The sequence below is a fragment of the Niveibacterium microcysteis genome (assembly GCF_017161445.1).
Lineage (GTDB): Bacteria > Pseudomonadota > Gammaproteobacteria > Burkholderiales > Rhodocyclaceae > Niveibacterium > Niveibacterium microcysteis.
Genome location: NZ_CP071060.1, coordinates 2,112,660 through 2,136,743, shown reverse-complemented (window position 1 = coordinate 2,136,743; position 24,084 = coordinate 2,112,660). Strand labels below are relative to the sequence as shown.

Sequence of the window (24,084 nt, the reverse complement as noted above, 5' to 3'; positions counted from 1 at the left end):
CGCAATGGATCCACCATGGACTTTACCAGCCGCGCCATCGCCTACTGCCGCCCGGGCTTCGAAAAAGATCTTGCCGCCGAGTTCGCGGCACGCTGCGCAAAATCCGGCGTCGCAGGCCACTCGCTGGCCACGCCGGATAGCGGCTTCGTGCTGCATGAATTCGACGCACCGCTCGAAGAGGCGCAGCGCGTCGTCTCGTACGACCATCTGATCTTCGCGCGCCAGTTGGTATGGGTGCGCGAATCGCTCGAAGACCTGCCCGAGAAGGACCGGCTGACGCCGATCCTGGCTGCGATCAACCGCGTACATGGCCGCTTCGGTCGCGTGTGGGCGGAGACGGCGGATACCAACGAGGCAAAGACGCTGTCGTCCTTCCTCAAACGCTTCATGCCGCACCTTGAACGCGCGCTGCACGAAGGCCGCCGCCTGGTGGATCGGAACGATGCACCCAACCTGCATTTGTTCTTCATCGATTCTTCGCATGTGTTCATCTGCACATCCGACCCCGCCAACGCATCGCCATGGCCGATGGGTATCGCACGCCTGCGTATGCCGCGCGAAGCGCCCAGCCGCTCGACGCTCAAGCTCGCCGAGGCGTTCTTCGGGCTGCTCAGCGAGGACGAACGCAACTCATCGCTGCGTGCAGGGCTGCGCGCGGTCGACCTCGGCGCCGCACCCGGTGGCTGGACCTGGCAGTTCGTTAGCCGTGGCCTGTTGGTCACTGCTGTAGATAACGGCCCGATGAGCGAAAGCGTTAGGGCAACCGGCCTGGTCGAACATGTGCGCGCGGACGGCTTCGTATGGAAGCCATCGAAACCGGTCGAATGGATGGTCTGTGACATGGTCGAGCAGCCTTCGCGCGTTGCGCAGCTGGTCGCCGAATGGGTGGCCTCGGGCCGCTGCCGGCGCTCGATGTTCAACCTCAAACTGCCGATGAAGAAGCGCCACGACGCGATCGAGCAGGCGCGCAACTTGATCTACAAGCGGATGTCGGTTTCCGGCCGCGACTGGACGCTGCGCTTCAAGCACCTGTACCACGACCGCGAAGAAGTCACCGGCTATCTCGCCTCAATCAAGCACGGATGAAAACAACCGTCGATTGCCCCTGCGGTGGCGGCCGCTACACCGCCTGCTGTGGGCGCTGGCACGCTGGGGCGCCTGCCCCTACCGCAGTCGACCTGATGCGGTCGCGCTATAGCGCCTTCGTGCTCGGACTTGCCGACTACCTGCTCGCAACCTGGCACCCGGATAAGCGGCCCGCAGCGCTTGATCTGGACGAGTCCCCGGCACCGAAATGGATCGGCCTCGATGTACGAGCCCACGCGGAAGACGGCGATCAGGCAAGCGTCGAATTTGTGGCGCGCTACAAGGTGGGCGGTCGCGCACACCGGCTCCATGAAACAAGCCGCTTTCTGCGCATCGAGGGCAAATGGTTCTACCTCGACGGCATCATCGACGAGACCTGACGACTGCCCTAAAGTGCATCAGCGTAACCCGGCTCAGACGGGGCGGTCGATAGGCCGCGCTACCCACAGCTTACCCACAGAGTCATGCACAGCTTTTGTGGATAAGCCAAACGAATAATCTCGGAAACATTTCGTCACCTTATCTGGCGCTAAAGTCCGGCCGGATGCGGCCGTCAATGCACACACAGGCAACGATGCGTTGCCTGACAGAAATAGACGGAAACGGAAACGATCCAAACCGGTTCAACCGGTCAGCAACAAAAAGGGCCGCGGCCAACCCCGCGGCCCTTTCACGTTCTGGCGGCAGCAAGAAAAAAGGGCCGCACAAGCGGCCCTCTTCAGTGAAGCACTGCAACGCCTCAGGCGATGCGCGCCAGGCGCGCCAGCACGCGCTCGCGGCCGATCACTTCCAGCACCGCATCGATCGCCGGCGTCTGCGCCACGCCCAACAACGCAACGCGCAGCGGGATCGCCACTTGCGGCATCTTCAGACCATGCTCGGTGCAGGTCTCCTTGATCGCTGCACTCAGCGCGGCCTTGTCCCAAGCGACGTCCGCAAGACGGGCACGCAGCGACGCCAGTGCCGCCTTCGCAGCGTCAGTAAAGTGCTGCGCGGAGAGTTCCTCCGACGGCGTCACATCGATGTAGTAAGGCTCCACTGAGTCAGCCAACTGCACCAGGGTATTCACCCGCTCGCGGTAAAGCGCGATGACCGCCTCCAGCGCCGGGCCAGCGGCCAGCGATACACCACGTTGCGTCAGCCGGCGCGCGGCGTCGGTGACCAAGGTCGCGATGTCGGCCTGCTTGATGTAGTGCGCGTTGAGCCAGTCAAGCTTATCGAAGTTGAATTGCGCGGCCGACGGCGTAATGCGATCGAGATCGAACCATTCGACAAACTGCTCGCGCGAGAAGATCTCGTCATCACCGTGGCTCCAGCCCAGGCGCGCGAGGTAGTTGATCACCGCATCGCGCAGGTAGCCGTCGTCGTCATACTGCATCACGCTGACCGCGCCGTGGCGCTTGGAGAGCTTCTGACCGTCGTCGCCGAGGATCATCGACAGGTGGCCGTACTGCGGCACCTCGGCGCCGAGCGCGCGCAGGATGTTGATCTGGCGCGGCGTGTTGTTCACATGGTCGTCGCCGCGAATCACGTGGGTGATGCCCATGTCCCAGTCGTCCACCACCACGCAGAAGTTGTAGGTGGGCGTGCCGTCCGGGCGCGCGATGATCAGGTCATCCAGTTCGGCGTTGTCGAATTCGATTTCGCCCTTCACGACGTCGGTCCATGCCACCTTGCCAGATGTCGGGTTCTTGAAGCGCACCACCGGCTTCACGCCTTCGGGCGGTGTCGGCAGCACCTTACCCGGCTCCGGACGCCAGCGGCCGTCGTAGCGCGGCTTGTCGCCACGAGCGCGCTGCGCCTCGCGAATCGCATCCAGCTCTTCGGGCGTGGTGTAGCAGTAGTAAGCAGTGCCCGCCTCCAGCATCTGGCCGATCACCTGCTTGTAACGCTCCATGCGCTGCATCTGGTAGAACGGACCCTCGTCCCATTCCAGGCCCAACCAGTTCATGCCGTCCAGGATCGCCTGCACCGCCTCGGGGGTCGAACGCGCAACATCGGTGTCCTCGATCCGTAGGATGAAGTCGCCGCCGTGATGGCGGGCATAGGCCCACGAGAACAGCGCAGTGCGCGCACCGCCAATGTGAAGGAAGCCGGTCGGGCTGGGAGCGAATCGGGTACGGATGCGTCGAGTCATGGCAATGAATGGCCGGAATCGGAAAAGACCGCCATTCTACCGGAGCGGAGCTGCGCATCACGCAGAGTATTGACCTGCAAATTCGAGCACGGTATAGTTGCGGACTTCGCTGCACGTTGGGCAGTTAGCTCAGCGGTAGAGCACTGCCTTCACACGGCAGGGGTCACTGGTTCGATCCCAGTACTGCCCACCACCAACTGCACGAAACGCAAAGCCCAGCCTCGCTGGGCTTTTTGCTTTTCTGGTCACCGTCAGCACAAAAGAAGAACGGCAGCGCGAAGGCTGCCGTTCTTACGTTCGCGTCAATCAGGGATCAGGCGCCGACGGATCCGAGCAAGGTTTCGAAGGCCTGCTCGAACAGCACCAACCCCTCGTTCTGCAACTGCTCACCCACGGCGTTGATGTCGACGCCCGCTTCCGCCAGCGCCTTCAGCGTCGCACGCGCCTCAGCCGGATCCTGCGCCAGCGTTGCGGCCGCATGGCCGTGATCGCGGAACGCGTTGAGCGTCGCCTCGGGCACAGTGTTCACCGTATCGGGACCGATCAGCGTCTCGACGTACAGCACATCGGAATACGCCGGATTCTTGGTGCCGGTGCTCGCCCACAGCAACCACTGCGGATGCGCGCCGGCCGCCGCCAACGCGGCGAAGCGGTCGCCGGTTGCGCTCCAGTGCGCCTGCCAATCAGCGTAGGCGGCACGGGCGGATGCAATCGCCACCTTGCCCTTCAGCGCATCGCTTACCTGCGGGTCGATCTTGCTGTCGACGCGCGAGATGAAGACGCTGGCCACCGAGCGGATCTGCCCCACCGGCAGGCCGGCGGCTACGCGATCAGCCAGGCCCGACGCATGCGCCTGCGCCACCGCTTCGACATGGGCAGGCGAGAACATCAGCGTGACGTTGATGTTGATGCCGGCAGCGATCGACTTGCGAATCGCGACCAAGCCTTCAGGCGTGGCCGGGATCTTGATCATCACGTTTGGCCGAGCGATCGCATTCCACAGACGCTGCGCAGCCGCGAAGGTGCCTTCCGCATCGCGCGACAGGCGCGGCGACACTTCGAAACTGACGAAGCCCTTGTTGCCGTGGCTCGCGTCGAACAGCGGCAGGAAGGCATCGCAGGCCGCCTGGATGTCCGGCAACGCGAGCGCCTCGAAACGCGCTTCGGCATCCGTCAGCGTTGCAGGCAGAGCCGCCTTGGCCGCCGCATATGCCGGGTCCTTCGCGAGAGCCTGCTGGAAGATCGCCGGATTGGAGGTCACGCCCGAGATGCCGTCCTCGGCAATCAGTCGGGCCAGTTCGCCGCTTTCGATCAGCTTGCGCGAGATCGAATCGAGCCAGACCTGCTGGCCGAGGGCACTAATCGCTTTCAGACGACTCATGCTGCTTCCCTGACGAGTGAGAGCACCACCTCGACCACGCGGGCGGAGGTAATGCCGAAGTGTTCGTACAAAACGGGCGCCGGCGCCGATTCGCCGAAGGTGTCGATACCGATCACCGCCCCCTCAAGGCCGACATACTTGCGCCAGCCGTCGGTGACGCCGGCCTCCACCGCCACCCGCGGCACGCCGCGCGGCAGAACGGAGGCACGATAGTCTGCACTTTGCCGGTCGAACGCAAACGTCGATGGCATAGATACGACACGCACGGCGACGCCTTGTTCCTGCAATCGCTGCTGGGCCTCCACCGCCAGCGCCACTTCCGAGCCGGTCGCGATCAGCACGGCCTGCGGCGCACCGTCGCAATCGCTCAGCACATAGCCACCCCGCGCGATCGCGCCGATCTGCGCTGCGCTGCGCGGCTGATGCGGCAGGTTCTGGCGCGACAGGATCAGGCAGGTCGGCGATGCACGATGCTCGACCGCGGTACGCCACGCGACAAAGGTCTCCACCGCATCGCAGGGGCGCCAGACGTCAAGGTTGGGCACCATGCGCAGCGTGGCGGTTTGCTCCACCGGCTGATGCGTCGGGCCATCCTCACCCAGGCCGATCGAGTCGTGGGTGAACACCCAGATCGGATTGGCCTTCATCAGCGCCGCCATGCGGATCGCGTTGCGGGCGTATTCACTGAACATCAGGAAGGTGCCGGCAAATGGGCGGAAGCCGCCGTGCAGCGCGATGCCGTTCATGATCGCGCCCATGCCGAACTCGCGCACGCCGTAGTTCAAGTAGTTGCCACCCGCCTCGCGCACCGGCACGCAGCCCTTCCACATCGTCAGATTGGACGGCGCCAGATCCGCGGAACCACCGAGGAATTCCGGCAGCAGCGGCGCGAGCGCCTGGATCGCGTTCTGCGAGGCCTTGCGGCTGGCGATTGTCTCGGCCTTGGCGTCGATCTCTTTCAGCGCGGCGTCGGCACGGGCGGCGAAATCAGCCGGCAATGCGCCACTGGTACGGCGCAGGAATTCCGCGGCCTCGGCCGGATAGGCCGCCTGATAGCGCGCGAACAGATCGGCCCACGCCGCCTGTGCTGCGCCACCCTGCTCCCGCGCATTCCAGATCGCGCGCACTGAATCCGACACCTCGAAGGGGCCGGCGGTGATACCCAAAGCAGCACGCGTCGCCGCGATTTCGTCGGCACCGAGCGGCGAGCCATGCACATCATGCGTGCCGGCCTTGTTCGGCGAGCCCTTGCCAATCACGGTCTTGCAGCAGATCAGTGTCGGCCGTTCGTCCTGCGCGCGCGCCTGGCGCAACGCGAGATCCACTGCGTCAATGCTGTGCCCGTCCACATCGCGGATCACGTTCCAGCCGTAGGCTTCGAAACGCTTGGGCGTGTCATCCGAGAACCACGGTTCGACGTGGCCGTCGATCGAGATGCCGTTGTCGTCGTAGAGCGCGATCAGCTTGCCGAGCTTCCAGGTGCCAGCCAGCGCACAGGCTTCGTGCGACACACCTTCCATCATGCAACCGTCGCCGAGGAACACGTAAGTGCGGTGATCGACGACCGGAAAGCCCTCGCGGTTGAATTCCGCCGCGAGCAGGCGTTCGGCCATCGCAAAGCCAACAGCATTGGCAATCCCTTGCCCCAGCGGACCAGTGGTCGTTTCAACGCCCGGGGTGTAGCCGTACTCGGGGTGACCAGGCGTCCTGCTGTGCAACTGCCGGAAACGCTTGAGCTCATCCAGTGGCAGGTCGTAGCCGCTCAGGTGCAGCAGCGCGTAGAGCAGCATCGAGCCATGGCCGTTCGAGAGCACGAAGCGATCGCGGTTGGCCCACTTTGGGTCAGCGGGGTTATGGCGCAGATGGCGGTGCCACAGCGCAACGGCCACCTCTGCCATGCCCATCGGCATGCCGGGGTGGCCCGAGTTGGCGGCCTGTACGCCGTCCATCGCGAGGATGCGAAGGGCGTCGGCGAGAGATTGGGATGTAATCATCGGGAGCGTCTTTTCAGGTTCGGCGTCAGAAGCGTAGCGCAGCCCCACCCGCCGGAAACGCCGCCCAGCCGGGATCAGCTTTTCCGTCCATCGATTCGGGAAAGGAATGCAGCCAACATCGTTGGCGGCGAGCCGAGGAACCCCGGCCCGCCCCTTCACGCGGCCGCTAGCCGCGCGTGGCTCAGATGTAGCTGTTGAGCAGGTTTTCGATCAGTTCCTGACGGCCAGACTTCGGCGCGACGTCGACATTGCGGTCGATCACGCGCTGCGCCACAGCATCCAGGCCCAGCTTGCCTGCCAGCACTTGCTGGCCGAACTCGTCGCGCCAGCCGGCGTAACGATCCTGGGTGATCTGCGCGAACTTGCCATCGGTAATCATCTTCTCGGCGATCAGCAGCGCGCGGGCCGACACGTCCATGCCACCGATGTGGCCGTAGAACAGGTCTTCGGCATCGATCGACTGACGGCGCACCTTGGCGTCGAAGTTCAGGCCGCCGGTCGTGAAGCCGCCGCCCTGCAGGATGTAATACATCGCCAGTGCAGTTTCCGGGATGTTGTTCGGGAACTGGTCTGTATCCCAACCGCATTGCATGTCGCCGCGGTTCATGTCGATCGAACCGAAGATGCCCAGCGCGATCGCCGTGCTGATTTCGTGCTCGAAACTATGGCCCGACAGCGTGGCGTGGTTGGCTTCGATGTTGACCTTGACGTCGTTTTCCAGACCGTACTGCTTGAGGAAACCGTACACCGTCGCGGTGTCGAAATCGTACTGGTGCTTCGACGGCTCGCGCGGCTTCGGCTCGATCAGGATCGGGCCCTTGAGGCCGATCTTGTGCTTGTAGTCGACCGCCATGCTGAGGAAGCGACCCATCTGCGCCAGTTCGCTCTTCAGATCGGTATTGAGCAGGGTCTCGTAACCTTCACGGCCGCCCCACATGACATAGTTGGCGCCGCCCAGCTTCACCGTGGCGTCCATCGCCTCCTTCACCTGCAGCGCGGCCATCGCGAAGATTTCCGGATCCGGGTTGGTCGAGGCGCCGGACATGAAACGACGGTGGCTGAACAGGTTGGCCGTGCCCCACAGCAGCTTCATGCCGGTCTCTTCCTGCTTCTGGCCGAGGATGTCGACGATGCGATGCAGGTTCGAAACGCTTTCGCGCGGGGTCGCGCCTTCCGGGGCCACATCACGGTCGTGGAAGCAGTAGAACGGTACGCCCACCTTCGAGAAGAAGTCGAAGGCGACGTCGGCCTTCACCATCGCCGCTTCCATGGCGTTCGGGATCTGGTGCCAGGGGCGCTGGAAGGTGTCACCGCCGAACGGGTCAAGCCCGTTCCAGCAGAAGGTATGCCAGTAGCAGGCGGCAAAACGCAGGTGGTCTTCCATGCGCTTGCCAAGCACCAGGCGGTCCTTGTCGTAGTACTTGAACGCCAGCGGGTTCTGCGAATCCGGGCCCTCGTATTTGATCTTGTCGATGTTCTGGAAGTAGGCAGCCATTTTGAGTCTCCTTTTGCTTTGGTGTAGGGGGCCGCGTCAGCGTGCGAAGAGGTCGCGAATACGCGGATAGAGCTGAGTGAATCGTTGATAGCGCGGCAGCAGGCGCGCGCGTTGTTCCATGTTCGAGGTATAGCGTGCGCGGATCGCCGGCGCGCGACAGACTTCCGCCTCAACACCGCCAGCGGCAAGCCAACCCAGACGTGCCGCGCCAAGCGCACCACCGGTTTCGCTGCCTTCGAGGGTGACGATTTCGGTATCGAGCAGGCTTGCCAGCAACTGGGCCCATTCGGCGCTGCGCGAACCGCCGCCGACCAGCGCAAGCCGGCCAACCTGGGTGCCGGCTGCTTGCAGCGCGGCAAGGCCATCCATGGTGCCGAAGGCCACGCCTTCGATCACCGAGTAGGCCAGGTGGGCGGCCGTCGTGTCGTGATTGAGGCCGAAGAACACGCCCTGCGCCTGGGCGTCGTTGTGCGGCGTACGTTCGCCCGACAGATAAGGCAGGAAGATCGGTGCAGCGTCGCGCTGCGCATCGGTCAGCGCATTGGCCTGCGCGAGCAATTCGCCCTCGTTGGCCGCACCCACCAGATGCGTCACCCAGCTCAGGCAGCTCGCCGCCGACAGCATCACGCTCATCTGGTGCCAGCGCCCCGGCACCGCGTGGCAGAAGGCATGCACTGCCGACGCCGGATTCGGGCGGAACTTGTCGGTGACGACAAACAGCACACCGCTGGTGCCGAGCGACAGGAAGCCGTCACCCGGAGCGACCGCGCCGATGCCCACCGCACTGGCCGCATTGTCACCACCGCCGCCGGCGACGATCACATCGCGCGAAAGGCCCCATGCTTCGGCCACCGCGGGCATCAGCTTGCCTGAGGCCTCGCCGCCTTCCACGAGGCGCGGCATCTGCTCGCGAGTCAGACCGGTCGCAGCGAGCAGTTCATCGGACCAATCCCGCTTGGCCACATCCAGCCACAGCGTGCCGGCCGCGTCGGACATTTCCGACACCTTCTCGCCGGTCATCAGCAGCCGCAGGTAATCCTTCGGCAGCAGCACGCTGGCCACTTTCTTGAATACGTCCGGCTCATGTTTCGCAACCCACAGCAACTTGGGCGCGGTGAAGCCCGGCATCGCGAGGTTGCCGGCGATCTGCGGCAGCGCCGGCAAGCGGCTCATCAGCTCAGCGCATTCAGCGGCGGAACGGGTGTCGTTCCACAGGATGGCCGGGCGCAGCACCTGGTCTTCGGCACCCAACAAGGTCGCGCCATGCATCTGGCCCGACAGGCCGATCGCCTTTACCGCGGCATAGTCGTTCGGCACGAGTTTGCGCAGCGCCGCCATCGCGCGGCCGGTGGCCGACCACCACTCCGCCGGATCTTGCTCCGACCAATGGGGTTGCGGGCGTGAAAGCCCAATCTTCTCGCCCGCTGTTGCGACGATGCGGTGATCGTCCGCCAGCAGCAGAACTTTCACTTCCGAGGTGCCGAGGTCAATGCCGAGATACATGGTCCAAGCGTCCTTTAATGCCGGTGCAACCCTGCGCCGGTGCCGTTGATTGAAATTTAGACCTCTTTTGTTCGACCGTCAAACTAATTGTTCGTGCATTTACAAAAAGTCTGAAACAAGCGTTTAAAAGCTGCTCCGATCTGCCTCAAAGCCCTAGTGCATTTGCATAGCGTATCGCCATCCGGCGTGTTGCTGGCTGCGGCGGTGCCGGTCGCGATAGAATCGCGGCCTTATTTGCGCAGGACCCGCCATGAGCCAGACCCCCCTCGACTACACCGCCGCCGGTGTCGACTACAGCAAGATCGACCCGCTCAAGATTCTCGCCCAACAGGCCGCCAGTGCCACAAAGGGTAACCTCACCGCGCACGGCGTGAGCGAAATCCCCGCTTCGCGTGGCGAATCGGCGTACGTGATGGACGTGGGCGGCGTGCTGATCGCATCGATCACCGAATGCCTCGGCACCAAGGCATTGGTCGCCGATGCCGTGCGCCCGATTACCGGCCGTACGCACTACGACTCCATCGCGCAGGACACGATAGCGATGGCCGTCAACGATTTGATTACAGTCGGCGCCACGCCGATGTCGATCCACGCCTACTGGTCGGCGGGCGGTAGTGACTGGTTTGCTGACGAGCAACGCATGCGCGACCTGGTCAACGGCTGGCAGCGCGCCTGCGATGTCTGCAAGGTGAGCTGGGGTGGCGGCGAAACGCCGGCCCTCGCGGGCGTGGTGGAGGCCGGCCGCATCGATCTGGCCGCTTCGTCGGTTGGCATCGTGCGCTCACGCGAACACCTGACGCTGGGCGACAAGCTCGCCGACGGCGACGCGATCGTGTTCCTCGCCTCCAGCGGCATCCACGCCAATGGCGTGAGCCTGGCTCGCAAGCTGGTCGAGCGCCTGCCCGACGGCTACGCAAGCAAACTGTCGGATGGCCGCCTCTACGGCGAAGCGCTTCTGGACCCTACCGCGCTGTATGTGCCGGTGACCGAAGCGCTGTTCGCTGCCGGCATCATTCCGCACTACTGCGCCAACATCACCGGCCATGGCTGGCGCAAGATCATGCGTCACCCCGGCAGCTTCACTTACCGCATCCATACGCTGCCGCCGGTACCGCCGGTCCTCGCCTTCATCCAGGAGAAGGCCGGCATCGACGACCGCGAAGCCTACGGCAGCCTGAACATGGGTGCGGGTTTTGCGCTCTATGTCGCGGCAGAGGACGCCGAGCGCACCGCGGAAATCGCGCGTGCGGCAGGCATTGAGGCATGGGTGGCTGGCCGCGTCGAAGCGGGCCCGAAGCAGGTTGTGATCGAACCGCTGTCCCTGACCTACGCGGCAGACGAACTGCACCTGCGCGCGTAAGCCTCAGCCGACCTCGTCAAAGCCAAGGGCGCTGCGCGCAAGCAGCGCCCTCATTGCTTCTGCGGCCCGCAGTGGCAATCGATAGCGCACATACGGGCTGATCTGGGTTTCCTGTGGGTTGATTTCGACCGTAGGCACCCCTGCCCGGATCGCCCAGGCAACCGGCTCCACGATGTACGGAAACGTGCTGGTGGTGCCAATGCTGAAAACCAGATCGAAGCCCTCGGCGATCTCAGAGTAAAGGCGTTCGAGGTTACGCTCGTCGAGCCGTTCGCCGAAGAGCACCACCTCGGGCCGCATCAGCGCGCCACAGTGGTGACAGACGGGCGGCAGTGGTCGCCCAATCAAGGTATCGACCGTTTCGCGACCGCCGCACTGAAGGCAGCGCAAGCGGCGCAGGTTTCCATGAATCTCGATCAGGTTCTGGCTGCCCGCAGCATGGTGCAGGCCATCAATGTTCTGCGTCAGCACCAGCGAATACGTACCGCTCGCCTCGATCATGCTCAGCGCGCGGTGTGCGTCATTCGGGGCAGCGCCGTGGCATGCGGCCTCGATCTGGGCGAGGTACTTCCAAGTCAGATCCGGGCGTTGGCGGAGCATTTCACCGGAGAGCATGTCTTCGATATCAAGCCCCTCTTCCGTCGCCTGACCGTCGTAGAGCCCATTGATGCCGCGGTACGTGGGCAAGCCGGAATCCGCTGAGATGCCAGCGCCGGTGATGAACAGCACGCGCTGCGCCCGACGCAAATGGGCGGCGATCGCGGAGAGTTCGGGTTCCAGGTTGGACAACATGGCTCAGTCTCGCTGTGGGGATAGCCGGAATTCCAGCACATCGGCATTCGCCGCCAGATCGTGCGCCAGATCCGCACTGCGGCCCTTGCCGTATGACTTCAAAGCGACCTGGTATTCGAAGTAGTTGCCACCGTCACCAAGCCGATACGAGGTTTCCAGCAGCGAGAACCCGTGCCGCTCGGCCAGATTGCGCAGCGCTTGCTCGTCGGGCGTGCGCGCTCGTGGAAAACGCACATTCAGATGCGTCAGGGTCTGACGCGGCAGTCGCCGCTCCAGCCAGTGCATGCCGCTCAGCAGCGAAACCGTCAGGATCGCCGAGACAATCGCCGCGAGGTGAAAACCCAACCCGAGCAAGACACCCACGGCGGAAGTCACCCAGATCGACGCTGCGGTGGACAAGCCCTTGATCGTCAGCCCTTCACGCACGATCATGCCGGCGCCGAGAAATCCGATGCCAGTGACGATGCCCTGGATCACACGCGTCGGGTCACCACCTCCGCCCAAAGGGAACTTGCCGCCGTACCAGACCTCGGGAAACCCCAGCACGGCGGTCAGCGCGGTCGATGCCAGGCACACCAGCGCATAAGTGCGCATGCCAGCAGCGCGCCCATGGAAGGACCGCTCGTAACCGATCAACGAGCCGAGCAGACACGCGGCGACGAGGTGCAGCAGCACGAAGACGTTCGCGCTGATGAATGTAGCCGACCAGTGGTGACTGAGGAGTTCCATAGCCGCCATCCTAATCATTCACGGGCTTGCCTGCGAAATGCCGCACGCTTTGCCAAGGCGGCCGGTACTTACCGAAACGTTCAGGTTGAGTCAGCCGATTCGCCCGTCTACAGTTATGGGTTTTCCGTCGCCAGCCCACTCGAAACCGTCGCGGCCTCGCCGCACACAGCCCCCGCCGTGAGACAACTCACCCTAGACCTGCGCCCGGAGCGCACGCCACGCTTCGACAACTTCGTCGTCGGCGCGAATGGCGAAGCGCTCGACACTGTCCGCCTGCTCGCGAGCTTCGGGCAGCCGGCGGCCGTCTATCTGTGGGGTGAATCCGGCAGCGGCTGCAGCCATCTGCTGGCGGCCGCGCTGGCTGAAACGCGCGCGGCCGGGCGCGAAGCGGCCCTCGCCGGCCCGGTTGTCGAAGATGCCGACTACCCACTGCCCGAACGCGGGCTGCTGTGCGTCGACAACGCGCAGGATCTGGACGCCGCAGGCGCTGCCGCGCTGTTTCGCGCCTTCATCCGCGCCCCCGCCCGCCAATGCGCCTTGCTGATCGCCGGCAAGGTGCCGCCTTCGGGCCTGCGGCTGCGCGAAGACGTTCGAACGCGCATCGGCCAGTGCTTGATCTTCGAACTCAAGGCGCTCGATGACGGCCAGAAGCAAGAGATGCTGGCGCTCTACGGGCTGAGCCGAGGCCTGATGCTCGAGCCGGACCTGATCGGCTGGCTGCTGCGGCACGGGCGCCGCGATCTGCCCTCACTGCTCGCGGCCATCGATCAGCTTGACGACGTGTCGCTGGCCCGCCACCGCAACCCCACCCTGCCCCTGCTGCGTGACCTGATGCAGGGCGAGCAGTACCCGCCGGAGGATTCATGAATCTCGCGCTGTTCGATCTCGACAACACACTGCTCGCTGGCGACAGCGACTATGAGTGGGGTCAGTTCATCGTCGATCACGGTCTGGTCGACCGCACCGAGTACGAAGCGCGCAATGCCGAGTTTTACGAGCAGTACAAAGCCGGCACGATGAACATCTTCGAATACCTCGCGTTCGCGCTCGGGCCCCTTGCCAAGCGCCCTCGCGCTGAACTCGAAGTCTTGCACGAGCAGTTCATGCGCGAGCGGGTCGACGGCATGTGGCTGCCCGCAGCCCAGGCGCTGGTCGACCAGCACATCGCCGCGGGCGACATGTGCGCGGTGGTCACGGCCACCAATGCCTTCGTCACCGGCCCGATCGTGCGCAAGCTGGGCGTACCGCACATGGTTGCCACCACGCCGGCCCAGGAAGCTGGCGAATTCACCGGCGCGCCGCGCGGCACACCCGCCTTCCAGGCAGGCAAGATCGAGCGCGTGGAAAACTGGCTCGAATCGATGGGCCTGCACTGGGGCAGTTTCGAGCGCACCTGGTTCTACAGCGATTCGCGCAACGACCTGCCCCTGCTGGAGCGCGTCAGCGACCCGGTCGCGGTTGATCCGGACCCAACCTTGCGCGCACACGCCGAGCGCCATGGCTGGAAGATCCTGAGCCTGCGTGGTTAATCCGCCCCAGCTGTTACAATTAGTGGATTTTTCAAAGAAAAAGACGAATAGCCACCCAATGATCCGCAAGCTTCTGCGCCGTGTTTTCCGCCGCGATCCGGTAACCGCCACCGCGCTTCGCTCCATCGAACCGGCCATCATTCCGGTTGCCCAGCACGGCATTACGCGCGATCGCATTTCGCCGGCGTCCCGGCGTGTATGCGGCACGCTGCAGGAAGCGGGTTTCAAGGCCTTCGTTGTGGGCGGCGCAGTACGCGACCTGATCGCCGGCATCACGCCGAAGGATTACGACGTCGCCACCGATGCCACGCCCGATCAGGTGCGCGAGCTGTTCCGCCGCTCGCGCATCATCGGCCGCCGCTTCCGCATCGTGCATGTGATGAGCGGGCCAGAAACGATCGAAGTCTCCACCTTCCGCGCGTCGCAGAGCGAAGACACCAACACCGACGAACACGGCCGCATCCTCGCCGACAACGTGTGGGGCTCGCAGGCCGAAGACGCGACGCGACGCGATTTCACGATCAACGCGCTGTACTACGACCCGAGCAGCGAAACGGTGATCGACTATCACCACGGCGTCGGCGACCTCAAGCAGAAGACGCTGCGCATGATCGGCGACCCGGTCACCCGCTACCGCGAAGACCCGGTGCGCATGCTTCGCGCAGTGCGCATGGCGGCCAAGCTGGGCTTGGTCATCGACCCTGCCGCGCGCAAGCCGATCCTGGAACTGGCCGAGCTGCTCGAAAACGTACCGCCGGCCCGGCTGTTCGACGAAATGCTCAAGCTGCTGACCAGCGGACACGCCGTCGCGTGCCTCAAGCAGTTGCGCGAGGAAGGCCTGCATACCGGCCTGCTGCCCTTGCTGGACGTGATCCTTCAGCAGCCGATGGGCGAGCGTTTCGTCTGGCTTGCGCTGGAGAACACCGACGATCGCGTGCGTGCCGGCAAACCGGTATCGCCCGGTTTCCTGTTCGCCACCCTGCTGTGGCACGAAGCACTGGCCAGTTGGGAAGCACGCAAGGCACGCGGCGAGCCCTCGCAGGCCGCGCTCTTCGACGCGATGTCGGAGGTGCTGGATCAGCAAGCCGAGAAGCTTGCGATCACTCGCAAGATTTCGGCCGACATCAAGGAAATCTGGGCCCTGCAGCCGCGCTTCGAGCGGCGCGCAGGCAAGGCGCCACATCGCCTGCTCGAACAGCCGCGCTATCGCGCTGGTTACGACTTCCTGCGGCTGCGCGCGCTGAGCGGCGAAGTGCCGATGGAACTCGCCGAATGGTGGAATGATTTTGCCGACGCCAATCCGGATTCGCGCGAGACCATGCTGGTGCCCGACCGCGACGGCATTGCCAAGAAGCGTCGCCGCCGTCGCCGCAAACCGGGCGGTGCCGCCGACAACGCCGCGTCAGGCAAGGAATGATTCCGCTGGTGCGCGCCTGGGTCGCGCTGGGCGCCAACCTTGGCGAACCACGCGCGGCGCTCGATCGCGCATTCGAATCGCTTGCGCGCCTGCCGCAAAGCCGGCTGGTGGCGCGCTCGTCGCACTACCGCACCGCTCCGGTCGATGCCCCGGGCCAGCCCGACTACTGGAACGCCGTCGCGGCGCTCGACACCGGCCTGGAACCGCTGTCCTTGCTGCGTGCACTGCAAACGATCGAGACCAGCAACGGCCGCGAACGCAGTTTCCGCAATGCGCCGCGCACGCTTGACCTCGATCTGCTGCTCTACGGCGACATCACGCTCGACACCCCGGAACTGATCCTACCGCACCCACGCATGCACCAACGCGCTTTCGTGCTTGTGCCGCTGGCCGAGATCGACCCCGACCTGCGCCTGCCCGGCCACGGCCGCGTTTCGGCCCTGCTGCCATCGGTGCGGGATCAAAGAATCGAGCGGATCGAGTAAGTACGCCGCATGGCGCCAGCATGTCAAAGCAGCGAACGGCCGGCTTGTGTATGCTTGGCGAGGTCTAAATCAACAGTTCAGGACGCAGGACAGCATGCTCGACAAGGCGCGCCATATCGTCGTGGAAGGTCCGATCGGTGCTGGCAAGACCAGCTTCGCACAGCGGCTCGCACGCCGGCTCGATGCCGATCTGATGCTCGAACAACCCGAGCTGAATCCGTTCCTTGAACGCTTCTACGACAACATGGATCGTTGGGCGCTGGCGACGCAGGTCTCGTTCCTGTACCAGCGGCACGATCTGCTGACGCAATTCGCCAATCACCCGGCTGATCGGCGTGTGGTGTCGGATTTCCTGATCGAAAAGGATCCGCTGTTCGCCGGCCTCACCTTGGGCGCAGACGAAGAGCGGCTCTATCAGCGGCTCTACGCCACGCTGCAGCCGCAGATTCCGCGGCCCGACCTGGTGATCTACCTGCAGGCGCAGCCCGAAATCCTGATGGATCGCGTACGCAAGCGCGGCGTCGGCGCCGAGCGCAACATCACCGAGAGTTACCTCGCCAACGTTTCCGAACGCTACGCGAGCTTCTTCCATCAGTACGACGCCGCACCGCTGTTCATCGTGAATGCCGAGGTGCTCAACCCGGTCGATCACGACGACGATTTCGAACTGCTGGTTGAACGCCTGACCGCCATGCGCAGCTACCGCGAATTCTTCGGCTACGCCCAGTAATCCATCCACCGCCCTAACGCAAGGACGCAGGTTGCCGGCCCGATCGGCGGGCAGCCCTCCGGACCCGGCAATCCGCATGGATCCGCAACGCGCCCGCAGCCAGGAAGTCCCACGATGACCTATCTCCAGAACGACCGCCCAGTGACCCTCCATGAGCTCGCGAAAATGCGGGCAGAAGGTCGCAAGATCGCGATGCTGACCTGCTACGACGCCAGCTTTGCCGCTTTGCTCGAGCGCAACGGCGTCGACGTCTTGCTGGTCGGCGACTCGCTCGGCAACGTATTGCAAGGCCAGAGCACCACACTGCCGGTCACCCTCGAACACATGGTCTATCACACGCAGTGCGTCGCGCGCGGCAGCAAGCGGCCGATGATCGTGGCGGACATGCCCTTCGGCAGCTACCAGGAGAGTCCGCAGCAAGCGCTGCGCAATGCGGCGCCGTTGATGGCCGCCGGCGCACATATGGTCAAGCTGGAAGGCGGCGCCTACATGGCGGAAACCGTGCGCTTCCTGGTCGAACGCGGCATTCCGGTATGCGCGCACATCGGGCTCACACCGCAAGCGGTCAATCAGCTCGGCGGCTACCGGGTACAAGGCCGTACCGAAGAAGGCGCACGCCAGTTGATCAGCGACGCGCTGGCGCTGGAAGCGGCCGGCGCGGCGCTCGTGGTGCTGGAAATGGTGCCTGCGTCGGTCGCCGCCGAATTGACGGCCGCCCTCACCACGATGGCGACGATCGGCATCGGCGCCGGCAAGGACACCGATGGCCAGGTCCTGGTGCTGCATGACATGCTGGGCATCTTCCCCGGCCGCAAGGCGCGTTTCGTGCGTAACTTCATGGACGGTGCGAGCACCATCGACGATGCCGTCGCACGCTATGTGGCTGCGGTGCAGGACGGCAGCTTCCCGGCACCGGAACACACTTACTGAACACAAAGAAAAAGGGCCGCAGACAGCGGCCCTTTTTGCATCTGAGCGCGAATGCTCAGCTCTTTTTTGCGTCGGTTTTCTTGTCTGCCGTTTTGCTCGGCGACTTCGTCGAAGCGGATTTCTTGGCGTCTGCGCTAGCCTTGTGGTCGGCCATGTCACCACCGGGGCAGGCAAATGCGGGCGCCGACAGCAGCAAGGCTGCAACGCAGGCAAGGGAATACATTGATTTCATGGGGCAGCCTCCTCGGGGAACAGGCTGTCAATCTAGCAGGCTGCTCGGCCCATGTCAGCCTCGGGCGAAAAATAGCGCCGCCATTACGATGCCCGTCAGCACGATCGCCGACCGCAGTATCGGCGGCGGAAGCCGACGCCCCAGACGCGCGCCGAGGTAGCCACCGATCACCGCTGCGACCATCATCGGCAGCGCCTTCTGCCACACAACGACACCGCCCAGTGCATAGAGCACGGCTGCAATCGTGGTCAGCACCGCCGACACCAGGTTCTTCAGCGCATTGGCGCGATTCAGGCTGCGCTCCCCAAGCAAGCCATACATCGCGAGCAACAGAATCCCAAGGCCGCCGTTGAAATAGCCGCCGTACACCGACACGATGGCGACGCCTGCCGCCGCCGCGCCCGCACCCGCCTCGCCCTTGCCACGCCGCGCGAGCCACGCCAACAACCAGGGCGCCAGCGCGAACAGCAGCGTCGCCAACAGCAGGAGCCAGGGCACGATGCGTTGGAATGCGGCATTCGGCGTGATCAACAGCAGCCCGGCACCCGCCGCACCGCCTACAAGGCTTAACAGCAGGGTCAAGCCGAGCCGCCGGCGGTCGAGACTCCCCAACTCGCGGCGGAAGCCCAGCGTGCTCGCGACGTAGCCCGGCAGCAGCGCAAGCGTGCCGGACGCATTCGCCGCGACCGGCGGCACGCCCGCGAAAACCAGCGCTGGCAGCGTGAGAAAGCTCCCGCCCCCGGCCACTGCGTTGAGCCCGCCGGCAAGCAAAGCGGCCAGCAGCAGAACCATCCACTCGAGGCTCATGTCATCGCCCGCCTTCGTTTCCGCGGCGGAAGTTGCCTGTGGCGCGCGCCATCAAGCCTTGTGCAGTCGCATCGTCAGCGGTCGCGATGCGTGCCAGAAATCGGCTCGCATCGGTGCCAGCCAGCACCGTGACGGTACGACCATGCCAGTCGATGAAGACGCGATCGTCGGCCGTCTTTCGCCAAGCGAACACCGCGCCTCGTCCGTGCGCGCTCATTCTTCCGTGGCCCAGGCCCGGCTGCGGCCGACTGCGTCGCGCCAGCGCGCGAGACGCCGGGCCGCCTCGTCGCGCGATATGGCGGGTGCGAAAGCGCGCTCGATCTCACCGTCTGGCGACGAGGGGTCGGACCCAATGCCCACGTAGCGGGCTGCGAGTCGCGCGGCGCCCAGCGCCGTGCTTTCGGTCACCCGGGGCCGCAGTACCGGTACACCGAGAAGATCTGCCTGAATCTGCATCAGCAAATCGTTGGCGCAAGCGCCGCCATCCACCCGCATCGACTCGATCTGAAGTCCCGCATCGGCTTCCATGGCGGCCAGCAACTCGGCCGACTGGAAGGCGATCGATTCGAGCGCCGCCCGGGCAATGTGCGCGCGAGTCGTTCCCCGTGTGAGGCCGAACAGGCTGCCGCGCGCGAACGGGTCCCAGTACGGCGAGCCAAGCCCGGCGAAGGCCGGCACGAAGCAGACACCATCGGAATCCGGCACCGATCGCGCAAGCGCCTCTACCTCGGCCGCGCTGCGGATGATGCCGAGTCCGTCGCGCAGCCACTGGACGACTGCACCACCGACGAACACGCTGCCTTCGATGGCGAACACCGGCGTCGCGTCGGTTTGCGCCGCGGCGGTCGTCAGCAGCCCATTGCGCGAAGGCGTCGCCACTTCGCCGGTGTGCATCAACATGAAGCAACCGGTGCCGTAGGTGTTCTTGACCATGCCCGGGGCAACACACCCTTGGCCGAACAGGGCGGCTTGCTGATCGCCGGCCACACCGCCGATGCGCACTGGCGCCCCCAACCGATCGGGGAGTGTTTCGCCAAAATCGGCCGCAGAAGGCCGAACCTCCGGCAGCAACTCGCGCGGCACGTTCAGGTGCGCCAGCAACTCATCGTCCCAGCAATGGTCGCGGATGTTGTACATCAGCGTGCGCGACGCGTTGCTGACATCCGTCGCATGCACTCGCCCGCCGGTGAGCCGCCAGATCAGCCAGGTATCGACGGTGCCGAAAGCCAGTTCGCCGCGCGCTGCACGCTCCCGCGCGCCGGGCACCGCATCGAGTATCCACGCGAGCTTGGTGCCGGAAAAATAGGGATCCAGCACGAGCCCGGTCCGCTCACGGAACATGTCGGCCAGCCCGGCATCCCGGAGCGCCGCACAGTGGGCGGCGGTACGGCGGTCCTGCCACACGATCGCGGGATGAATCGCGCGACCGCTCTGACGTTCCCATACCAAGGTCGTCTCACGCTGGTTCGTGATGCCCATGGCGGCTACGTCGCGCGCGCCGATGCCGGCCTTCGCCAAGGCCTGCCGCGCGGTATCGAGCTGGCTTTGCCAGATTGCCTCCGGATCGTGCTCGACCCAGCCGGGCTGCGGATAGCGCTGGGGGAACTCCTGCTGCGCCATCGCGATGATCGCGCCGCCTTCGTCAAAGATGATCGTCCGGGAACTGGTCGTCCCCTGATCCAGCGCCATCAGATACGCCATGCGTTCGCCTCCCCTCAGGATCCGTGATCGTACGCGGCCGGGTGGCTAGTCGCCCAGCCCCGCACGGTGTCGCTCGATCCAGCGCTGCAACGCACCGACTTCCTCGTCCGCCAGGCCGAGGCCGAGCTTGGTGCGCCGCCACAGGATGTCCTCCGCCGTCCGGGCGAACTCCTCCCGCATGAGGTAACGTGCTTCGCTCTCGAACAGGCCAGGAATGATCTCGTCACCAAGATCCGCCGTGTCCGCGACGCCATCCAGCAGCGCTTCCATGCGGCTACCGTAAGTGCGCGCATAACGTTCGATCAGGGCCGATGGGAGCCTTGGCCAGCGCTGCAGCTGACACTGCATGAAGGCATCGATATCTGCACCAGGCAGGTCGCCGCCGGGCAAAGGCGCGTCGGCCGTCCAGGGCGGCGCGCTGTTGCCCAACTGTGAGGCCACGGATTCCATCACCTCTTCGGCTAGTTTTCGGTAGGTCGTGAGCTTGCCACCGAAGACAGACAGCAAGGGCGCGCGCGCGGTGTCGAGCTCCAGCGCGTAGTCGCGCGTCACGCTGGCCGCCTCGCCTGCATCATCGTCGAGCAAAGGGCGGACGCCTGAGAACTGCCATGCCACCTCATCCGGCCGGATCGGTTCCAGGAAGTAACGATTGGCCATGCGGCACAGGTAGCTGACCTCATCGGGCTCGATTGCCACCTTGGCCGGATCGCCTCGGTAGTCGAGATCCGTCGTGCCAATCAAGCTGTAGTCGCGCTCAAACGGAATCGCAAAGATGATCCGACGATCAGGATTCTGGAAGATGTAGGCATACGGGTGCTCAAAGCGGCGACGCACGACGATGTGGCTGCCTTTCACGAGGCGCACCGCCTTGGCGCTACCGACGCGCAGGACGCCATGCAACAGGCTGCTGACCCACGGCCCGGCAGCATTGACCAGCATTCTCGCGGACACCGCCTCGCGACCACCATTCTGGTTCTGCAGCGTCAGCGACCAGGCCTCGTCGTCCCGCCGTGCTGCCACAAGTGACGTGCGGGTGGCGATTCTCGCGCCGCGCTCGTGGGCGTCCATGGCATTGAGCACGACCAGGCGCGCGTCCTGAACCCAGGCATCCGAGTATTCAAAACCACGCACGAACGCCGGCTGCAAGGCATGCCCGGCCGGGTGCCTTCGCAGATCGACACCGCACGAGCCCGGCAAACGCTCGCGAACCGCGAGGTGGTCGTACAGGAACAAGCCGGCGCGGATCATCCAGGCGGGCCGTTGCCCCTCGTCGTGGGGCATCACGAACCGCATCGGGCCGATGATGTGGGGCGCCGCTCGCAACAGCACCTCGCGTTCCTGCAGCGCCTTTCGCACCAGGCCGAACTCACGGTATTCGAGGTATCGAAGCCCGCCATGAATCAGCTTTGTGCTGGCGCTTGAGGTGTGTGAGGCGAGATCATCCTGCTCGCACAACATCACCGACAAGCCGCGCCCCGCGGCATCGCGCGCGATGCCCGCGCCGTTGATGCCGCCGCCCACCACAAACAGGTCGTAAGCCGCCAAGTGACTGCCCTCCCTCGCGTCGCATCGGCAACGCGCCTGCAAGGGGTTAACGGCCTCGCGAGTGAGATGCTGAGCTGCAGCGCCGGGCGCCGGCACGGCCGATGCGCAACCTTCGCGCGAGGCTGCGGGGCATGCACAAGCCAATGGCGGATTTTGTGGTTTACCGCTATTGGATTGGCAATTTCACAACAGTCGCGCTTGCGCGCGGCACCAATCCGGTCGCCCTGATTGTTGTGTCACAGCCCCCTCGGTAGAGTCGCCAGCACACCTCGGCAAAGCCGGGGCTCACGCCACGCAGCAAACCGGTGCCGACCCCGATCTCACCCATTCTTTCCGAACTCGCAAGCCGCCTGGCCGGGAACGAGCCCATCGCCCTGTTCGAGAACAACCTCGACGCCGATGGGCTGACGCGCGTGTTCTCGCAGCCGGCAGGCATGGTGCTGACGTGGGATGGCCCCACGGTGGCCAGCGCGCTCGCTGCAATCGAAGCGGCAAACGAGGCTGGCGAATGGATCACGCTCGCAGCCGACTACGAATTGGGCTACGCGCTGGAGCCAAGCCTTGCGGCGCGCCTTCCGCAAACCGGGCGCCCACTGCTGCAGGCGTGGCGTTGGCTACGATGCGATGTACTTGATCGACCCACGACCGACGCACTCGTTGCAGACGCTTTGGCGCTTCTGAAAGATGACGAGGCCCGGGCCGGCCTGGGCGAGCTGCAGTTCGGTTTGGACGAACGCGCATACCGCGCCGCGCTTGAGCGAATCCGACATCTGATCGGCCTGGGTGACTGCTACCAGGTGAATTTCACGTTTCCCGTCCGCGCGCGAAGCTACGGCCATCCGCTGGCGCTCTACGACCGCCTGCGCACCGCCCAACCGGTACGGCATGGCGGCTACCTGCGTCACGCCGAAGGCACCATCCTGTCGCGCTCACCGGAATTGTTCGTCGCGCGGGAGGGCAAGCGCCTCGTCACGCGGCCGATGAAAGGCACGGCGCCGCGCGGGCAAGCGCAAGCCCTTGCCGAGTCCGTCAAGGATCGCGCCGAGAACCTGATGATCGTCGATCTGCTTCGCAACGACCTTGGCAGGCTAGCGCCCAAAGGCGGCGTCCGGGTTGAGCGCCTGTTCGAGATCGAAGACTACGCGACGCTCCACCAGATGACCTCGACCGTCGTCGCAGCCCCCGTGAGCGCCGGCCTCGGTGAGGTCTTCAGCGCCCTCTACCCGTGTGGCTCGGTAACCGGTGCGCCCAAGATCCGCGCGATGGAGATCATCCGCGAATTGGAAGCCGCACCGCGCGGCCTGTATTGCGGAGCGTTGGGCTGGCTGGCGCCGGATCGCAGCTTCAGCCTCAACGTTCCGATCCGCACCATGGAACTCAATCAGCACGGTGACGCACACATGGGCATTGGCAGCGGCATCGTCGCCGATTCAGACGCCGCCGCAGAATGGGCGGAATGCCACGTCAAAGCCCGTTTCGCAACGCAACTCAAACCCGAGTTTGCCTTGTTCGAGACCTTGCGCTGCGACGGAGGCAAACACCCCTTCCCGCTTCTCGAACACCATCTCGCCCGCCTCGGGCGCTCCGCGTCGGCACTCGGCTTTTCGTTCGACGCCGGCAGCGCGCGTGTGCTGCTGGCACGCACGGCTGCCGACCTGTCCGACGAGGGCCCGCACCGTGTGCGGCTCGCACTTTCCGCGGACGGTGCGCTGGCGATTACCCATGCCCGGCTTGATCCCCTGCCAGCACATCCGACGGTGAGGCTAGCCCCCGAGCGACTGCGCGCGGATGACTACCTCCTCCGCCACAAGACGACCCGCCGCACGCTCTACGACGGCGCCCTGCAGCAAGCCATTGCCGACGGGCACTTTGACGCGCTGTTCTTCAATGAAGCCAGCGAACTGTGCGAAGGCGCCCGCAGCAACGTCTTCCTGAAGATCGGCGGGCAATTGCTGACGCCCCCCATTGCCTGCGGGCTCTTGCCTGGCGTGATGCGGCAGACCCTGCTGGAAGCCGGTCAGGCCGCAGAGGCACGCCTCTACCGCCGCGATCTGCTGCGCGCCGAGGCGATTTACGTCAGCAACGCATTGCGCGGACTGCTCGCCGTAAGCCTCGTCGAATGAGCGCCGGCTGTGGCTTGCAGCCAACGCGTAGCCGCCTTCTGGCTTGACAAGCCGAAAAACATCGGGCAATGCGCCGACCTAAGGCCTATAATCCCGCCCTTCTTGAAT

At 64.8% G+C, this 24,084-nt stretch carries 22 protein-coding genes and 1 tRNA gene; 11 read left to right on the top strand and 12 right to left on the bottom strand.

Annotated elements, in window-relative coordinates; all coding sequences use genetic code 11:
* Window positions 1–15: 15 nt before the first annotated feature.
* Window positions 16–1,086 (top strand): 23S rRNA (cytidine(2498)-2'-O)-methyltransferase RlmM, encoded by a 1,071-nt coding sequence (gene rlmM, locus JY500_RS09705; RefSeq protein ID WP_206256202.1) that lies wholly within the window; start codon window positions 16–18, stop codon window positions 1,084–1,086.
* Window positions 1,083–1,466, top strand: coding sequence for a YchJ family protein (locus tag JY500_RS09700; protein WP_206256201.1), 384 nt, complete (start codon window positions 1,083–1,085; stop codon window positions 1,464–1,466). Before rlmM ends, JY500_RS09700 begins: the two co-directional genes overlap by 4 nt.
* Window positions 1,467–1,825: 359 nt before the next feature.
* Here the strand turns inward: JY500_RS09700 and gltX are convergent, their stop codons facing one another.
* Window positions 1,826–3,223 (bottom strand): glutamate--tRNA ligase, encoded by a 1,398-nt coding sequence (gene gltX / locus JY500_RS09695; protein WP_206256200.1) that lies wholly within the window; start codon window positions 3,221–3,223, stop codon window positions 1,826–1,828.
* Between the two features lie 118 nt (window positions 3,224–3,341).
* Between gltX and JY500_RS09690 the strand changes: the two genes are divergently transcribed.
* Window positions 3,342–3,416 (top strand) — tRNA-Val (locus JY500_RS09690).
* A 120-nt stretch (window positions 3,417–3,536) separates the two neighbouring features.
* On the opposite strand, the gene tal is transcribed toward JY500_RS09690, so the two are convergent.
* The 4 genes from tal to xylB all read right to left on the bottom strand — a co-directional run bounded on the left by tal (window position 3,537) and on the right by xylB (window position 9,596).
* Complete coding sequence (tal, locus tag JY500_RS09685) at window positions 3,537–4,604, bottom strand: transaldolase (protein ID WP_206256199.1); 1,068 nt, start codon at window positions 4,602–4,604, stop codon at window positions 3,537–3,539.
* Window positions 4,601–6,598: a transketolase gene (tkt, locus tag JY500_RS09680; RefSeq protein ID WP_206256198.1), complete on the bottom strand. Its 1,998-nt coding sequence runs from the start codon at window positions 6,596–6,598 to the stop codon at window positions 4,601–4,603. Before tkt ends, tal begins: the two co-directional genes overlap by 4 nt.
* Before the next feature lie 181 nt (window positions 6,599–6,779).
* The gene (xylA, locus tag JY500_RS09675; RefSeq protein ID WP_183632858.1) at window positions 6,780–8,093 is read right to left on the bottom strand and encodes a xylose isomerase; all 1,314 of its coding nucleotides are present in this window, start codon (window positions 8,091–8,093) and stop codon (window positions 6,780–6,782) included.
* Between the two features lie 36 nt (window positions 8,094–8,129).
* A complete protein-coding gene (gene xylB, locus JY500_RS09670) occupies window positions 8,130–9,596 on the bottom strand; it encodes a xylulokinase (protein WP_206256197.1) in 1,467 nt (488 codons plus the stop codon).
* A 250-nt stretch (window positions 9,597–9,846) separates the two neighbouring features.
* Between xylB and JY500_RS09665 the strand changes: the two genes are divergently transcribed.
* Entirely contained in the window at window positions 9,847–10,956 is a 1,110-nt protein-coding gene (locus tag JY500_RS09665) for an AIR synthase-related protein (RefSeq protein WP_172199187.1), read from the top strand.
* 3 nt (window positions 10,957–10,959) lie between these two features.
* Here the strand turns inward: JY500_RS09665 and JY500_RS09660 are convergent, their stop codons facing one another.
* On the bottom strand, window positions 10,960–11,748 hold the full coding sequence (locus tag JY500_RS09660) for an SIR2 family NAD-dependent protein deacylase (protein ID WP_206256196.1): 789 nt from the start codon (window positions 11,746–11,748) through the stop codon (window positions 10,960–10,962).
* Between the two features lie 3 nt (window positions 11,749–11,751).
* Window positions 11,752–12,477, bottom strand: coding sequence for an MgtC/SapB family protein (locus tag JY500_RS09655; protein ID WP_172199183.1), 726 nt, complete (start codon window positions 12,475–12,477; stop codon window positions 11,752–11,754).
* 177 nt (window positions 12,478–12,654) lie between these two features.
* On the opposite strand from JY500_RS09655, the gene JY500_RS09650 reads away from it, so the two are divergent.
* The 6 genes from JY500_RS09650 to panB all read left to right on the top strand — a co-directional run bounded on the left by JY500_RS09650 (window position 12,655) and on the right by panB (window position 17,568).
* A complete protein-coding gene (locus JY500_RS09650; RefSeq protein WP_206256195.1) occupies window positions 12,655–13,344 on the top strand; it encodes an HdaA/DnaA family protein in 690 nt (229 codons plus the stop codon).
* Complete coding sequence (locus tag JY500_RS09645; protein ID WP_206256194.1) at window positions 13,341–14,006, top strand: histidinol-phosphatase; 666 nt, start codon at window positions 13,341–13,343, stop codon at window positions 14,004–14,006. The genes JY500_RS09650 and JY500_RS09645 overlap by 4 nt, the downstream gene beginning before the upstream one ends.
* A gap of 58 nt (window positions 14,007–14,064) precedes the next feature.
* Window positions 14,065–15,423 (top strand): polynucleotide adenylyltransferase PcnB, encoded by a 1,359-nt coding sequence (pcnB, locus tag JY500_RS09640; protein WP_172199177.1) that lies wholly within the window; start codon window positions 14,065–14,067, stop codon window positions 15,421–15,423.
* Complete coding sequence (gene folK / locus JY500_RS09635; RefSeq protein WP_206256193.1) at window positions 15,420–15,908, top strand: 2-amino-4-hydroxy-6-hydroxymethyldihydropteridine diphosphokinase; 489 nt, start codon at window positions 15,420–15,422, stop codon at window positions 15,906–15,908. Before pcnB ends, folK begins: the two co-directional genes overlap by 4 nt.
* A 94-nt stretch (window positions 15,909–16,002) precedes the next feature.
* Complete coding sequence (locus JY500_RS09630; RefSeq protein WP_172199173.1) at window positions 16,003–16,638, top strand: deoxynucleoside kinase; 636 nt, start codon at window positions 16,003–16,005, stop codon at window positions 16,636–16,638.
* A gap of 114 nt (window positions 16,639–16,752) precedes the next feature.
* Entirely contained in the window at window positions 16,753–17,568 is an 816-nt protein-coding gene (gene panB, locus JY500_RS09625) for a 3-methyl-2-oxobutanoate hydroxymethyltransferase (protein WP_206256192.1), read from the top strand.
* Window positions 17,569–17,623: 55 nt separating this feature from the next.
* Here panB and JY500_RS09620 read toward each other — a convergent pair whose 3' ends face one another.
* From JY500_RS09620 to glpD, 5 genes are read right to left on the bottom strand one after another with little or no spacing between them, the layout of a single operon-like run.
* Complete coding sequence (locus tag JY500_RS09620; protein ID WP_172199168.1) at window positions 17,624–17,800, bottom strand: hypothetical protein; 177 nt, start codon at window positions 17,798–17,800, stop codon at window positions 17,624–17,626.
* A gap of 54 nt (window positions 17,801–17,854) precedes the next feature.
* Window positions 17,855–18,607, bottom strand: coding sequence for a sulfite exporter TauE/SafE family protein (locus JY500_RS09615; RefSeq protein WP_206256191.1), 753 nt, complete (start codon window positions 18,605–18,607; stop codon window positions 17,855–17,857).
* Between the two features lies 1 nt (window position 18,608).
* Window positions 18,609–18,800 (bottom strand): hypothetical protein, encoded by a 192-nt coding sequence (locus JY500_RS09610; protein ID WP_206256190.1) that lies wholly within the window; start codon window positions 18,798–18,800, stop codon window positions 18,609–18,611.
* Between the two features lie 20 nt (window positions 18,801–18,820).
* On the bottom strand, window positions 18,821–20,308 hold the full coding sequence (gene glpK / locus JY500_RS09605) for a glycerol kinase GlpK (protein ID WP_206256189.1): 1,488 nt from the start codon (window positions 20,306–20,308) through the stop codon (window positions 18,821–18,823).
* Between the two features lie 45 nt (window positions 20,309–20,353).
* Entirely contained in the window at window positions 20,354–21,853 is a 1,500-nt protein-coding gene (gene glpD / locus JY500_RS09600) for a glycerol-3-phosphate dehydrogenase (protein ID WP_206256188.1), read from the bottom strand.
* 305 nt (window positions 21,854–22,158) lie between these two features.
* Between glpD and JY500_RS09595 the strand changes: the two genes are divergently transcribed.
* The gene (locus JY500_RS09595; RefSeq protein ID WP_206256187.1) at window positions 22,159–23,976 is read left to right on the top strand and encodes a bifunctional chorismate-binding protein/class IV aminotransferase; all 1,818 of its coding nucleotides are present in this window, start codon (window positions 22,159–22,161) and stop codon (window positions 23,974–23,976) included.
* Window positions 23,977–24,084: the final 108 nt, after the last annotated feature.

Bases quoted from the DNA above. Each gene is read 5' to 3' on its own strand.
- rlmM (WP_206256202.1), top strand. From the start codon at position 16: ATGGACTTTACCAGCCGCGCCATCGCCTACTGCCGCCCGGGCTTCGAA.
- JY500_RS09700 (WP_206256201.1), top strand. From the start codon at position 1,083: ATGAAAACAACCGTCGATTGCCCCTGCGGTGGCGGCCGCTACACCGCC.
- gltX (WP_206256200.1), bottom strand. From the start codon at position 3,223: ATGACTCGACGCATCCGTACCCGATTCGCTCCCAGCCCGACCGGCTTC.
- tal (WP_206256199.1), bottom strand. From the start codon at position 4,604: ATGAGTCGTCTGAAAGCGATTAGTGCCCTCGGCCAGCAGGTCTGGCTC.
- tkt (WP_206256198.1), bottom strand. From the start codon at position 6,598: ATGATTACATCCCAATCTCTCGCCGACGCCCTTCGCATCCTCGCGATG.
- xylA (WP_183632858.1), bottom strand. From the start codon at position 8,093: ATGGCTGCCTACTTCCAGAACATCGACAAGATCAAATACGAGGGCCCG.
- xylB (WP_206256197.1), bottom strand. From the start codon at position 9,596: ATGTATCTCGGCATTGACCTCGGCACCTCGGAAGTGAAAGTTCTGCTG.
- JY500_RS09665 (WP_172199187.1), top strand. From the start codon at position 9,847: ATGAGCCAGACCCCCCTCGACTACACCGCCGCCGGTGTCGACTACAGC.
- JY500_RS09660 (WP_206256196.1), bottom strand. From the start codon at position 11,748: ATGTTGTCCAACCTGGAACCCGAACTCTCCGCGATCGCCGCCCATTTG.
- JY500_RS09655 (WP_172199183.1), bottom strand. From the start codon at position 12,477: ATGGAACTCCTCAGTCACCACTGGTCGGCTACATTCATCAGCGCGAAC.
- JY500_RS09645 (WP_206256194.1), top strand. From the start codon at position 13,341: ATGAATCTCGCGCTGTTCGATCTCGACAACACACTGCTCGCTGGCGAC.
- pcnB (WP_172199177.1), top strand. From the start codon at position 14,065: ATGATCCGCAAGCTTCTGCGCCGTGTTTTCCGCCGCGATCCGGTAACC.
- folK (WP_206256193.1), top strand. From the start codon at position 15,420: ATGATTCCGCTGGTGCGCGCCTGGGTCGCGCTGGGCGCCAACCTTGGC.
- JY500_RS09630 (WP_172199173.1), top strand. From the start codon at position 16,003: ATGCTCGACAAGGCGCGCCATATCGTCGTGGAAGGTCCGATCGGTGCT.
- panB (WP_206256192.1), top strand. From the start codon at position 16,753: ATGACCTATCTCCAGAACGACCGCCCAGTGACCCTCCATGAGCTCGCG.
- JY500_RS09620 (WP_172199168.1), bottom strand. From the start codon at position 17,800: ATGAAATCAATGTATTCCCTTGCCTGCGTTGCAGCCTTGCTGCTGTCG.
- JY500_RS09615 (WP_206256191.1), bottom strand. From the start codon at position 18,607: ATGAGCCTCGAGTGGATGGTTCTGCTGCTGGCCGCTTTGCTTGCCGGC.
- glpK (WP_206256189.1), bottom strand. From the start codon at position 20,308: ATGGCGTATCTGATGGCGCTGGATCAGGGGACGACCAGTTCCCGGACG.